13 protein-coding genes are annotated in these 12160 nt (G+C 57.8%); 8 read left to right on the forward strand and 5 right to left on the reverse strand.

Annotated features, from left to right (window positions below; all coding sequences use genetic code 11):
* The first annotated feature begins 26 nt into the window (after positions 1-26).
* Complete coding sequence (gene gloA2, locus OKC28_RS01690) at positions 27-425, forward strand: SMU1112c/YaeR family gloxylase I-like metalloprotein (RefSeq protein WP_270686909.1); 399 nt, start codon at positions 27-29, stop codon at positions 423-425.
* Between the two features lie 83 nt (positions 426-508).
* Here the strand turns inward: gloA2 and OKC28_RS01695 are convergent, their stop codons facing one another.
* Together OKC28_RS01695 and OKC28_RS01700 are read right to left on the reverse strand one after the other, a co-directional pair.
* Entirely contained in the window at positions 509-829 is a 321-nt protein-coding gene (locus OKC28_RS01695) for an SMR family transporter (protein WP_058395897.1), read from the reverse strand.
* Complete coding sequence (locus OKC28_RS01700; RefSeq protein ID WP_063639046.1) at positions 826-1230, reverse strand: SMR family transporter; 405 nt, start codon at positions 1228-1230, stop codon at positions 826-828. The genes OKC28_RS01695 and OKC28_RS01700 overlap by 4 nt, the downstream gene beginning before the upstream one ends.
* A gap of 158 nt (positions 1231-1388) precedes the next feature.
* On the opposite strand from OKC28_RS01700, the gene OKC28_RS01705 reads away from it, so the two are divergent.
* Together OKC28_RS01705 and OKC28_RS01710 are read left to right on the forward strand one after the other, a co-directional pair.
* Entirely contained in the window at positions 1389-2270 is an 882-nt protein-coding gene (locus tag OKC28_RS01705) for a LysR family transcriptional regulator (protein ID WP_005313161.1), read from the forward strand.
* Positions 2271-2395: 125 nt separating this feature from the next.
* Complete coding sequence (locus OKC28_RS01710) at positions 2396-3976, forward strand: DUF3369 domain-containing protein (RefSeq protein ID WP_270686914.1); 1581 nt, start codon at positions 2396-2398, stop codon at positions 3974-3976.
* A 45-nt stretch (positions 3977-4021) separates the two neighbouring features.
* Here the strand turns inward: OKC28_RS01710 and OKC28_RS01715 are convergent, their stop codons facing one another.
* Positions 4022-4549: a DUF2937 family protein gene (locus OKC28_RS01715; RefSeq protein ID WP_017411649.1), complete on the reverse strand. Its 528-nt coding sequence runs from the start codon at positions 4547-4549 to the stop codon at positions 4022-4024.
* 210 nt (positions 4550-4759) lie between these two features.
* Between OKC28_RS01715 and OKC28_RS01720 the strand changes: the two genes are divergently transcribed.
* Together OKC28_RS01720 and OKC28_RS01725 are read left to right on the forward strand one after the other, a co-directional pair.
* Positions 4760-5470 carry a phosphatase PAP2 family protein gene (locus OKC28_RS01720; protein WP_270686918.1) on the forward strand — a complete coding sequence of 237 codons (711 nt, stop codon included), beginning with the start codon at positions 4760-4762 and terminating at the stop codon, positions 5468-5470.
* Between the two features lie 261 nt (positions 5471-5731).
* Positions 5732-6634: a sulfite exporter TauE/SafE family protein gene (locus tag OKC28_RS01725; RefSeq protein WP_058395893.1), complete on the forward strand. Its 903-nt coding sequence runs from the start codon at positions 5732-5734 to the stop codon at positions 6632-6634.
* Here OKC28_RS01725 and OKC28_RS01730 read toward each other — a convergent pair.
* Complete coding sequence (locus tag OKC28_RS01730) at positions 6549-7364, reverse strand: hypothetical protein (protein WP_011898378.1); 816 nt, start codon at positions 7362-7364, stop codon at positions 6549-6551. The genes OKC28_RS01725 and OKC28_RS01730 overlap by 86 nt on opposite strands.
* A gap of 208 nt (positions 7365-7572) precedes the next feature.
* A complete protein-coding gene (gene hemL, locus OKC28_RS01735) occupies positions 7573-8859 on the reverse strand; it encodes a glutamate-1-semialdehyde 2,1-aminomutase (protein WP_270686920.1) in 1287 nt (428 codons plus the stop codon).
* A 235-nt stretch (positions 8860-9094) separates the two neighbouring features.
* On the opposite strand from hemL, the gene clcA reads away from it, so the two are divergent.
* The 3 genes from clcA (at position 9095) to erpA (ending at position 11701) form a co-directional block, all read left to right on the forward strand.
* The gene (gene clcA, locus OKC28_RS01740; RefSeq protein ID WP_270686922.1) at positions 9095-10489 is read left to right on the forward strand and encodes a H(+)/Cl(-) exchange transporter ClcA; all 1395 of its coding nucleotides are present in this window, start codon (positions 9095-9097) and stop codon (positions 10487-10489) included.
* An 87-nt stretch (positions 10490-10576) separates the two neighbouring features.
* Complete coding sequence (locus OKC28_RS01745; RefSeq protein WP_270686924.1) at positions 10577-11260, forward strand: DUF6776 family protein; 684 nt, start codon at positions 10577-10579, stop codon at positions 11258-11260.
* A gap of 90 nt (positions 11261-11350) precedes the next feature.
* Positions 11351-11701 carry an iron-sulfur cluster insertion protein ErpA gene (erpA, locus tag OKC28_RS01750; protein ID WP_005313135.1) on the forward strand — a complete coding sequence of 117 codons (351 nt, stop codon included), beginning with the start codon at positions 11351-11353 and terminating at the stop codon, positions 11699-11701.
* Positions 11702-12160: the final 459 nt, after the last annotated feature.

Consider the following 12160-nt stretch of genomic DNA (forward strand, 5'->3'; position numbering starts at 1 on the left):
TGGCTGCCCGTTTGACTGGAGTCCTCATGTCTTTGCCATTGTTTGACGCCATCCACCATGTGGCCATCATCGCCAGCGACTATGACCGCTCGCGTCACTTCTATCACCAGGTGTTGGGACTGCCCATCATTGCTGAAACCCTGCGTGAGGCGCGCCAATCCTGGAAGCTGGACTTGGGGCTGCCCGATGGCAGTCAGCTGGAGCTGTTCAGCTTTCCGGTCCCCCCTGAGCGTCCCTCACGCCCGGAGGCCTGTGGCCTGCGCCATCTGGCGTTCAGGGTGAGCGACCTGGACCGGGTCGTGCGGCATTTGCAGCAGCATCAGATAGAGGTGGAGCCGGTGCGGGTGGATGAATTGACCGGCAAGCGCTTTACCTTTTTCGCCGACCCGGACGGCCTGCCGCTGGAGCTGTACGAGGTGAGCTAGCGTTTCTGTGATGCCGTCGCTACCAGTAAAAAAGCCGCCCGGTCTGTGACAGGGTGGCTTTTTCCATTGTGTGGCCGAGTTCATCAAGCCGTGGTCAGCAGCGCCACTGCGACAGCCATGACCACTATGCCGACCCAGCCGATGGGCTTGAGGCGCTCGCCAAACAGCAGCAAGCCACCAAGCGCCGTACCGAGAATGCCGATGGCACCCCAGGTGGCATAAGCGACAGCAAGGTCAATCTTGCCGGTACCTACGGCTTCGGAGAGCAGGGTAAAGGCGCAGAGCACCAGCAGAATACCGAAGAAACCCCAACCCTTGTGACGAAAACCCACCGAGCGATTGATCGCCATGTTGGCGCCAATATCCAGCAGGGCGGCGCCGAGTATGATGACTATCGGGCTCATACCGCACCTTCAATCTTGACGGGGGCAATGGGTCTGCGGCGACGGGGGGCCGGGTCATCATGGGTCTCACCCATTGTCACCATAACAATACCCACTATTGCCAATGCCAGACCGATCAACTCCTGAGTGTTGAGGTCATAACCCAGGAACAGGATGGAGATGATGGTGATCAAGCCGATCCCCAGTCCTTCCCACAGGGCAAACGCAATACCAATGGAGATTGTTTTGGCGGCTTTGGCCAACAACATGTAAGAGACGGTGATCAGGATCCACATCGGCAGATAGTTGATCCAGCCGGCATCATTGGCGGGGATCATGGCCATGCTTGAGGTACCCGCGACCTCGGTGAAAATGGCTGCCGTCAAAAATATTCGGGCTAAAAGCATTCGACTGAGTAACATAAAATTTCCTTCTGTGGCTGAGACGGATGAGAGGATAACCCTAGTGATACTTGAGTCAGGAATCGCTGAGCGTCGATTATTCAGACGCTAATGGTTTGCCTTGCCAAACGGAGGCGAGGTAATGTGAACATCGGATATTCTGTCATCAGCCCGTTGTCATGAAGCTTTATCAGATACAACTCTTTGTCGAATCAGCTAACAGTGGCTCCATTGCCAACACGGCTCGTCGTCTTGGCAAAAGTCGCAGTGCGGTCAGCACGGCGATTGCGGCGCTGGAGGTAGAGCTTGGCGTCGAACTTTTTGAACGGGGGGCCAACCAGAGTCGATTGACCGAGATCGGTGAGCTGGTGCTGGATGATTGCAAGCGGCTGTTGCAGGCTGCCAACAGCCTCAAGCTCAAGTGCGAGCACTATGCCTCCGGCGCCGAGGTGGCGCTGCGGGTGGCGCGGGATGATGCCATTCCCGAGCTGGTGTGGCGCGACATGCTGGGGGCGCTGCGCCGCCAGTTTCCCGGCACCAGTATCTCGCTGGTGCTGGCTTCTCCCCCTGAACTGCCCGCCCTGGTGGAGGAGGGGTTTGTCGATGCCGCCTTCGGTCTCATCACGGAGGAGCAGGAGCGCAGTGGCCTCAATATCGATGTGCTCAACCCTATCCGTACCCTGATGGTGGTGGCACCCAGCCACCCGCTGGCCAGTCTGAAGCGGGTGTTGCAGCAGGATTTGACCGGCCACACTCAGGTCACCCTTTCTTACGTGGACGAATTTTCGGTCAAGAGCCTGCTCCCTATCGGGGGTCAACATATAGGTCTGTCGAGCTTCGAACTGATGCGGGATGCTGTGCTGGATGGACTGGGGTGGGCCGTGCTGCCTTCTCCCTTGATCCAGAGCCAGCTGCGGCAGGGGGAATTATTGACCCTGAAGCACAAATTCAGTCTGCAGTGGCGTGACTACGGCGTCTATCTGTCAGAAAACGCCTATCATGGCAAGGTACTGGCGTGGCTGAAGAAGGCCATTCAGGCCTACCTTGAACCTTTTGAATAAGCTGGCAAGCGTCATGCCTTCTGGCCATTGGCGAGCGGGAGAACGCTGCGGGGTCTTGTGATCCAACACGGCCTGATGGTACATACTGTCAATACACTCATGCAGCGCCTGGAGGCGTGAACGATATGAGCAGTGCCCAAGACAAGGACGAAATCTGGCTGGATGACGACATCATAGAGCTGGATGATGATGAGGCCGTGGTGGTCAAGGCGATCAACCCCTGGAAGGTGCTGATCGTGGACGATGAACCGGACATTCATCATGCTACCCGATTGGCGCTTTCCAACATTCAATACAAGTCCCGCCCCCTCGAACTGCTCAATGCCTACAGTGGTGCCGAAGCGGCTCAAATGCTGCTGGCCAATCCACGTATCGCCCTCATCTTGCTGGATGTGGTGATGGAGACCGAAGATGCCGGTCTACGACTGGTACACCAGATCCGCAACGAGATGCACAACAGCCTGGTGCGCATAGTGCTGCGCACCGGCCAGCCCGGTCAGGCCCCTGAGCAGCGGGTGATCCTCGATTACGACATCAACGACTACAAGACCAAGACTGAGCTGACGGTGCAGAAGCTTTTCACCACTGTCATAGCGTCTTTACGCTCCTACGAGACTCTCTGTGCCATCGACAAGAGTCGCCAGGGGCTTGGCAAGATCCTGGAAGGCGCGGGGGATCTCTATCATCTTCACTCCCTGCGGGAATTTGCCTCCGGCGTACTGAAACAGATCAGCGCCATTCTGGATGTCGGCACTGAAGGGGCCATCTGCGTCGAGCGCAGGCCCGATTCTCAGGAACTGGAAGTACTGGCGGCCACAGGTGACTATGAATCTCTGCTCAATGGTGTATCCCTTGCTGCCTTTCCTGCGTTGAACGACTCTGTGATGAGTGCGCTGGCCAACCGTAGAAACCGCTTTGAGCACCCGCAAGATGCCCTCTATATCGCGGCCCAGAATGGTCGCGAGTTCGTGCTCAACTTCACGCCGACCCAACCTCTCGATCCTCTGGAGTGCGATCTGCTGGATATATTTTGCCAGCGGATTTCAGCTGCTTACGACAACCTCTATCTCTACAACCAGTTGCTGCGTGCTCAGGAGGCAACAGTGGTGGCGCTCGCTGCGCTGGCGGAGTTTCGTGACTCTGATACCGGTGAACATGTGCTGCGAGTACAGAAACTCTCCGATGCCATAGTGGCCGAGATGCAGCTAGCGGGTGCTTACCCCAATGAACTGACTCCCGGCTTTGTCGACATGATCGGCATGGCCAGCATATTGCACGATGTCGGCAAGGTCGGCACACCGGACCACATTCTGCACAAGCCTGGCCGGTTCGAGCCGGATGAGCGGGTCATCATGGAGCAGCATGCAGACATAGGGGCCAGCATATTGCACAAGGCGGGCGAGATGGTGGAAGGCACCAGCTACCTGTCGCTGGGAGCCGAGATTGCCCGTGGTCATCACGAGCACTTCGATGGCAAGGGCTACCCGGAGCAGCTGGCCGGCCAGCAGATCCCGCTGTCGGCCCGTATCGTGGCCGTGGTCGATGTGTTTGATGCTCTGCTCAGCAAGCGCCCCTACAAGGAGCCCTGGTCGCTGGCGCAGACCATGGAATATATCCAGTCCCGCTCCGGCAGTCAGTTCGATCCTCAAGTGGTCCAGGCGCTCAATCGGCTGGTGACGGAGTCGCGATTGCCATACGAGTTGTGAGCGTGACAGTGCTTTGGTCTCTGTAGCGATTTTTATAGGTTGCAGTTAGCGCAGGGCATGGCGCGATCTCGGTTGTCGCTTTCGAAACGGCAACAGTATGAGGCCGAGCAGCAGGTCTCCCAGCAAGGCAGCGATGAACCCCACCGACATGCCACAGATGATGGCGGACTGTTTGAGCGGCACCAGATAGCTGTAGTTTTGCAGGGTATCTTGCCAGAGTTGGGGATCGGCGCGCAGCAGCAGGTGTGTCAGTTGCTGATACCAGGGATGATCCTTGAAAGCACTCTCCTGCAACAGCATCTGCTGCTGGCTCACCAGGTGTTGCAGACTGACGGCATCCCGGGCGAATACGGGGTCCGGGTTGGTGCGATAGTGGTTGACCAGGGCGGTCAGATCGCCGTTGAAGTGCTGATCCGCCGTGCCCTGAAATGGCACCAGGCTGAGGTTGGCCTGTTGCAGGCGTGCATCCAGCCGCTGGTAATAGAGGTCGATCAGACCCGGTACCTGAACGCCGGCTAATAAACCCAAGGCAAACAGCATAATGCGAAGGTAGCTGCGCATATTCCTCATCATCTCGTTAAAAAAGAGCTCTCATACTAGCTGCAAGCCTGGTTCAGACCAAGGTAGTGTTCCGTCATCCAGTGGACCTTGTGTCGATATGGCGGCTTCACAGCCCGGTTGTAATAGCGCCTTGTCCGGTTATCCCCTCTCCAATGTTAAGGATTCAAATCGCGCCCATTATGTTCTAGAATGCCGCGTTTTTTCCGGGAGAGGAGAGTCTGCATGAGCAAGTTCGTGCCGTGCTATTTGATTGGGGGCCTCATTGCCATCAGTTGGGCCGCCTTGCCTGCCCATGGCCCCTGGGATCAGTGGGATCTTGCCGTCTTTCATATGGTCAATGGCTGGCTGGGCCAGTCTTCGTTGTGGGCCGATGTGGTGGCCGTGACCAATAATCGTCTGTTTGACCTGATCGTATTGGGTTGCATGGGGCTCATCCTGGCGATGTGCTTCTTCTGTTCTGAGGATGGGGATCGTCGTCGCCTTGTCGCCATGGGGATCGTCATGTTGTTGGGGGCACTGGTTATCAACCAGTTTGGTCACCTGCTGCCGGTCAGTCGTCCCAGTCCGACCCTGACCGTTGCGAATGCACTGCGAGTCACCCAGCTCAGCGCGATCCCGACCAAGGACTCCTCCAGCGACAGTTTCCCCGGCGATCATGCCCTGTTTTTGATGATCTTTGCCGGTTTCGCCCTGCGTTATCTGCCACCCTGGGCAGGGGGGCTGGCCATCTTGATGGTGCCGCTGTTCTCGGCGCCCCGTATTTTGTCTGGTGCCCACTGGTTGACGGATGTCTATGTTGGCGCCTTGGGCCTGACCCTGCTCTGTTTGCCCTTGTTGTTGTTGACGGGGCTGTCGGATGCGCTGATCGGCTGGCTTGCCTCCCGGCTGCCTCTTGGGCCACGACGGCGCAATACCGGGCATCCGTCCGACTAATATCAAAAAAAGAAGGTCGGTTTACACCGGCCTTCTTTTTGGCTACTGCCCATCGATGACTGTGGTCGTCGCGAAATGACCATGACTACCACCGATGGCCCCAGGCCTGCTGGCCCTCATGGATAAGTATTAGCAGAGTCATTCGAACGCGCTTGCTCGAGCTTTATCCAGGCAATCGTTTGCATGGGGCGTGATTGATTCTGGTCAGGACTTTTAATTTCCGCTGCCTTAGAATCGCCGGCCCTTGCAGGAGAGGTCGGTATGCTTATTAATCTTTTACGCCTGATATTCATCGTCTGTGCCTTGGCGTTCGTTTTCATGCTGGTACGGGCCTGGTGGCATAAACGGCAGCAGGGCTCACTGGAGCCAACCCCGTTCTGGCCTGTGGCCGCCATCGGATTTGTCGCCAATTTTCTCGATACCCTGGGGGTTGGCAGCTTTGCCGTGAAGACAGCCTGCTTCAAGCAGTTCAAGTTGATCGACGATCGACTGCTACCCGGTACCCTCAATGGCCAGTGCGTGCTGCCGACGGTTGCTCAGTCCCTCATCTTTATCGGTGTGGTCAAGGTGGATCCGATCACGCTCATCAGCATGATGGTGGCAGCAGCAGCAGGGGCGGCCTGGGGGGCGCGTCATGTGGCTTCATTTGATCGTCAGACCATACGGCTGGTGATGGCAGTCTCTCTGCTGGTGGTGGCCGGCCTTATCTTTGCGGGCTTGCTGGGTCTGTTCCCCCTCGGCGGCGATGCCATGGGGCTGACAGGTTACAAGCTGGGAATTGCCCTGCTCGGCAATTTCATCTTCGGGGTCTTGATGAATGTGGGGATCGGGCTGTTCGCCCCCTGCATGACGCTCGTCTATCTGCTGGGGATGAACCCCATGGCGGCGTTTCCCATCATGATGGGATCCACCGCCGTGCTCAGCGTCTTCTCGGCGGGCACCTTCATTCGCAAGGGGGCCTTTGATGCCAGGGCCGTGCTGGCGGTGGCAATTTTTGGCCCCATCGGCGTGGTGCTGGCTGCCCTGCTGGTACAGTCCATGGACATGGAAATGTTGAAGTGGCTGGTGGCCTTTATCGTCATCTATACCTCCTGGACCATGTACGCCTCCTGGCGGGCAGAGCGACGCAAGGCTCAACCCCGGCTGGTGGAGATCGCAGGTTAGCCTGGACCAGTGCTGCCTCGGCTTTGGCCCCCAGAAACACATAGAGCCCCAGTGCCAGCAGCAGTCCCACGGCACATCCCATCACACCTACCGCAGGCCAGAGCAGTTCGCTCTGGCCAAGCGACCCTTTGAACAGCAGCAACAATCCCTCTATGGAGACCGCAATCAGGATGGCGGCGATAAAGCGGGTGATGGTGCGGCGAACGGCGCTGTGGCGAAAGATGTCCTTATGCAGCAGCACCTCCTCCTCCAGAATCGTCTTGCCCAGATCGAATACCGCCAGTGCCAGGGTCAGGAATATGATGGCGCTAAAGGCACCTAGCTGGTTCTGCTGCTCCCCGCACAGCAGCAGATAGAGCTGCTCCAATCCATGCCATATCAGGGTGGCGACGATGAGAAACAGCGCCATGCTCAGCACCACATAGACAGCCTTGAACCAGGGCATGGCACGGCGCCGCTCACGATCTCCCATCAGCCAGGCAATCAGCTGATTGAGGCAAAGTGTCAGTTCCCGGCCATGACCCTGCACAACCAGACGTAGCTGTGCCTGTGGCGCGGGTACGGGGGGAAGGATCCTCGCAGACTCACGGCTCTGGCCTATGGTCAGAATAAAGGGGTAGCCCTTGAGGGAATCACGGGGGGCGGTGAGCAGCCCCAGCAACAGGGGTGCCAGTTCGGTTTCGTATTCCTGATAGCGCCGCAGCACATCGATGGGGCTCATCTCTGCCATATGGACCTCGGTCAAGTGGGCTCCTGCTGAAGGTGTGCAAATAGTGGGCCCGTTTTATGACAGGGATGGTATGGGATATTGCACCAGGAGATGACAAAACAGAGGGGGTGAGCAGATAGCTGCACCAGAAAGAGGCGCTGGGGGAAGTCAGACACATCAGATAGAGAAAAGGGCCCGTAAAGGGCCCTCTCGTTAATCTCTGGCTGGATTAACCCGCCAGTTTGGCGAAGCTGCGTTCGGCGGCGGCCAGGGTATGTTCGATCTCCTTGTCGCCGTGGGCCAGTGACAAGAAGCCTGCCTCGTAGGCACTCGGCGCCAGGTAAATACCCTCTTCCAGCATCAGATGATAGAAGCGCTTGAAACGTTCCATGTCGCAGCGGGTAACCTGCTCATAGCGGGTGATCTCCGGCTCGTCGGTAAAGAAGAAGCCGAACATGCCGCCCACATAGTTGATGGCGAGCGGGATACCGTGCTTGGCGGCAGCGGCTTTCAGCCCCTCGGCAACCCGGGCAGTCTTGGCATTCAGCTGCTCATAGAGCCCCGGCTCCAGCAGCAGATCCAGCATGGTCAGGCCCGCGGCCATGGCGACCGGGTTGCCGGAGAGAGTACCCGCCTGATAAACCGGACCGGTCGGGGCTATATGCTGCATCACCTTCTTCTTGCCGCCGAAAGCGCCAACCGGCATGCCGGCACCGATGATCTTGCCGAGAGTGGTAAGGTCCGGGTCTATGTTGTAGTAACCCTGAGCACCGCGCAGCGAGACACGGAAGCCGGTCATCACCTCGTCCAGGATCAACAGGGCACCGAACTCGTCGCAGATGGTGCGCAGCCCTTCCAGAAAACCGGGCACAGGCGGGATGCAGTTCATGTTGCCGGCGACCGGCTCGACTATGATGCAGGCGATATCACAACCGTACTGGGTGAAGGCTTCCCGCACCGAATCGAGGTCGTTGAACACGCAGGTCAGGGTGTGTTTGGCAAAGTCGGCCGGCACGCCCGGGCTGTTGGGCTGACCCAGGGTGAGGGCGCCGGAGCCGGCCTTGACCAGCAGGGAATCGGCATGGCCGTGATAGCAGCCTTCAAACTTGACGATCTTGTCGCGACCCGTGTAACCGCGAGCCAGCCGGATGGCGCTCATGGTTGCCTCTGTGCCGGAGTTCACCATCCGCACCTGCTCCATAGAAGGCACAATCTGGCGTACCTTCTCGGCCATCAGCACTTCGATCTCGGTGGGCGCACCATAGCTCAGACCCTTCTCCACTGCCTTGATGACGGCAGCCTTGATGGCCGGGTGGTTGTGACCGAGCAGCATGGGGCCCCAGGAGCCGATGTAGTCCACATAGGCCTGACCATCCACGTCATAGAGGTAGGCACCATCGGCGTGATCGATGAAGCGGGGTGTACCGCCGACCCCATTGAAGGCGCGGACCGGTGAGTTGACGCCACCCGGAATGGTCTGGCGGGCCTGTTCAAACAGCTGATCTGATTTTGACATGGATCATCCTTAATGGGATTTTGGTCGTCGCACAGGCGCAGGCGGCCTATTGCGGCTCGGCAGCCTGGGGGAGCTGGAGTATGCTTTGCGCTCTCGTTACCTGGCCCAGGCCTGCCCCGTGCTAAATGAAACGGGCCGACTATAGCAGAAAGGCTTTGTGCTGGGCAGCCGGGCTGTCTGCCAGGTGCTCCTCACCAGGTAGACAAATGTGGTCTTTCCAACATGGTGCAACAAGATGGCACAACCAGTTATCTCCTCTTCTGACGCTTCCTCTTATCCACGCAGCCCCGCCTTGCTGCGCATCATCCATCAAGACAAGATGCCACTACTGGTGTTATTGCTGGCGGCCCTGGTCGGTACCTTGGCTGGGTTGGTGTGCGGACTGTTCGAATCCGGTGTGCACTGGCTGGCCGAGCAGCGACTCGAGCTGCTGGCCGACCGCACCTGGTGGCAGCTCGGTCTGCTCGGATTTGGCTTCAGCGCCTTGTTGGGCTTTGTCGGTTACTTCCTCACTCATGCCTTTGCTCCGGAAGCGGGGGGCTCAGGGATCCCTGAAATCGAAGGGGCCATGGATGATCTGCGTCCGGTACGTTGGTGGCGGGTGCTGCCGGTCAAGTTCTTCGGCGGCATCTGTACCCTGAGTTCCGGCATGGTGCTGGGACGGGAGGGACCCTCGGTGCAGATCGGTGGCAACCTTGGCAAGATGGTGGCGGATATCTGCCGGCTACCCAAGGAGCATGGTCATGCTTTGCTGGCCGCCGGTGCCGCGGGTGGTCTGGCCGCCGCTTTCAATGCACCGCTGGCCGGGATCCTGTTCGTGATGGAAGAGATGCGACCCCAATTTCGCTACTCCTTTCTGGCCATCAAGGCGGTGGGGATCTCCGCCATCATGGCAACCTTGATGCTGCAGAACATGAAAGGGCAGGGGGCGGTGATCACCTTGCCCCACTACGATGCTCCTGCACTGAAGGCGCTTTGGCTGTTCCTCTTTATGGGGGCTATCTTCGGGGTGCTTGGTTTTGTCTTCAACAAGCTGGTGCTGGCCTGCCAGGATGGCTATCTGGCACTGCACCAGAACAAGCGCCACCGTTTCGTGGCCATCGGCATGCTGGTCGCCGGGACGTTTGGTGTGCTGTCGCTGTTTGCCCCCTCGGTAACAGGCGGCGGCACCGAGCTTATTCCCCATCTGATGGGCGGAGAGTATGCAATGGCGACCCTGTTCCTCATCTTCTCTGTACGGCTGGTGGCCACTCTTATCTGCTTCTGCTCTGGCGCCCCAGGTGGCGTGTTTGCCCCGACCCTGGCCCTTGGCACCCTGTTTGGCGTGGTATTCGGTCATCTGTTTCATGCGGCTTTTCCGGAGCTTGGCATCGAACCCGGCGCCTTTGCCATCGCCGGCATGGGGGCCTTGTTTGCCGCCACTGTGCGTGCTCCCATCACGGGGATAGTGCTGGTGACCGAGATGACCGATAACTATCAGCTGATCCTGCCCATGATGATCACCACGGTCGGAGCAACTCTGGTGGCCCAGTGGCTGGGGGGGCGCCCCATCTATTCCCAGATCCTGGAGCGAACTTTATGGCTTGCTGCGCGTCAAAAGCGGGGAGACAGCGGCGCTACTGCCAGTTAACTCCTTGTATGTCAGCGCGAATCCGGTTGGGTCGCGTATAGTGAAGGGAGCATGGCCGCTGTATGGCGTAGTAATAAAAGAGGCCTTATGTCCCAGATATTGAAGTTGTTGACTGTGCTGTGCGTGGGGGCGCTCATCGGTTATTTCGTCGGCAATCGACAGGAGCTGGCCCAGAGCAGCCTTCTGACGGTGCAGCAAGAAACCCTGGAGCGTCAGGGCAAGGCGATAGGTCAGCTCAAGAGCGACCTTGCCATCAAGGAGACCCTGCTGGCCACACAGAGGGCCGCGTTCGAGCAATTGCAAAAGACGCTCAAGGAGCAGGAAGGCCAGGTGCAGGAGCAGAAGCGCCAGTTGGCCTTCTTCGAGCGGATCATGCGACCCACGGGTGAACAGGTAGGGGTGGTGATCGATAACCTCACATTGCAGGAGACCAGCATCCCCGGCCGTTATCACTACCGCTTGGCGCTGACCCAGCCGGCCAAGAAGCGGGAACTGTTCCGCGGCCAGGTACAGATAAAGGTAGAGGGCAGCCAGGGTGACAAACCAAAGACCCTCGGTAGCCGTGAGCTTGGCATGAAAGTGGGGGAGGGGCGCTATGCCTTGCGTTACTTCCAGTTGCTGGAGGGCAACTGGCAGCTGCCGGAAGGCTTTATACCGGACCGGGTGCGTGTCACTATTGGCAAAGAGGGCAGACAGCCGGCCCAGGAGCTGCTGGCCGAATGGGGTGACCTGATCAAACCCCTGGTGGTTGCTCCGCCTGCTGCGCAGTAAGAAGATTGGTGAATACTTGAACTAAACAGTCGGGTATTAGATAATTTCGCGGTTTCCATGTTTGTGGATTTAACGGTTGTGAGGTCAGTAATGAGTGCAGTAGCAGAAGCCCCGTTGCCAATCCAGATGACGGATGCGGCAGCCAACAAGGTGAAGAACCTGATCACCGAAGAAGAAAATCCCGAGCTCAAGTTGCGGGTGTACATCACGGGTGGTGGCTGCTCCGGTTTCCAGTACGGTTTCACCTTTGATGAGAAGATCAATGAAGGGGACACTGTGGTCGAGAAGAGTGGCGTCACTATGGTGATCGATCCCATGAGCCTGCAATATCTGGTAGGCGGCAGCGTGGACTACACCGAAGGCCTGGAAGGTTCCCGCTTCACCGTGACCAACCCCAATGCCAGCACGACCTGTGGCTGTGGTTCCAGTTTCTCCATCTGATTTGCCGTAACAGCGCGATTGAAGGGCCCAACAGGGCCCTTTTCTATTTATCCCTCTCTACCTTCCTAGATAAAGCGTCGCATCCTTATAAAGGCATCAACGGAGTTCTTGGCCTGTAAAAGGGGAATGGAGCTTCTTCTGAGGCACATAAATGGATGCATCTTGCACGATCTGGCTATTGATTAAACACTTGAACGTCTTCCTCAATAAAACACAGTGTTTTTGCTTGCCAGAAAGATTCAGCTCCCTATAATGCGCCCCTACCAGCACGGCGGAACATGCCAACCTGATGAGCCAGCTTCCTTGCGAAGCCGGCGCCGAAAGAAAAGCGAAAACAATCGCTTGACTTTCGAAGTGAGGAGCGTAATATGCGCCTCCTCAGCGCGACAAGCGTGACGCTCTTTAACAATTTGAATCAAGCAATCTGTGTGGGCACTCACAGCATCGAACATCAAACAA

Origin of the sequence: Aeromonas sp. D3 (assembly GCF_027705025.1) — a bacterium.
GTDB lineage: Bacteria > Pseudomonadota > Gammaproteobacteria > Enterobacterales > Aeromonadaceae > Aeromonas > Aeromonas salmonicida.

Coding starts and splice junctions, on each gene's coding strand:
- OKC28_RS01730 (WP_011898378.1), bottom strand. CDS start 7,364: ATGGCAGAGATGAGCCCCATCGATGTGCTGCGGCGCTATCAGGAATAC.
- hemL (WP_270686920.1), bottom strand. CDS start 8,859: ATGTCAAAATCAGATCAGCTGTTTGAACAGGCCCGCCAGACCATTCCG.
- OKC28_RS01705 (WP_005313161.1), top strand. CDS start 1,389: ATGAAGCTTTATCAGATACAACTCTTTGTCGAATCAGCTAACAGTGGC.
- clcA (WP_270686922.1), top strand. CDS start 9,095: ATGGCACAACCAGTTATCTCCTCTTCTGACGCTTCCTCTTATCCACGC.
- OKC28_RS01745 (WP_270686924.1), top strand. CDS start 10,577: ATGTCCCAGATATTGAAGTTGTTGACTGTGCTGTGCGTGGGGGCGCTC.
- OKC28_RS01720 (WP_270686918.1), top strand. CDS start 4,760: ATGAGCAAGTTCGTGCCGTGCTATTTGATTGGGGGCCTCATTGCCATC.
- OKC28_RS01710 (WP_270686914.1), top strand. CDS start 2,396: ATGAGCAGTGCCCAAGACAAGGACGAAATCTGGCTGGATGACGACATC.
- erpA (WP_005313135.1), top strand. CDS start 11,351: ATGAGTGCAGTAGCAGAAGCCCCGTTGCCAATCCAGATGACGGATGCG.
- OKC28_RS01715 (WP_017411649.1), bottom strand. CDS start 4,549: ATGATGAGGAATATGCGCAGCTACCTTCGCATTATGCTGTTTGCCTTG.
- OKC28_RS01700 (WP_063639046.1), bottom strand. CDS start 1,230: ATGTTACTCAGTCGAATGCTTTTAGCCCGAATATTTTTGACGGCAGCC.
- OKC28_RS01695 (WP_058395897.1), bottom strand. CDS start 829: ATGAGCCCGATAGTCATCATACTCGGCGCCGCCCTGCTGGATATTGGC.
- gloA2 (WP_270686909.1), top strand. CDS start 27: ATGTCTTTGCCATTGTTTGACGCCATCCACCATGTGGCCATCATCGCC.
- OKC28_RS01725 (WP_058395893.1), top strand. CDS start 5,732: ATGCTTATTAATCTTTTACGCCTGATATTCATCGTCTGTGCCTTGGCG.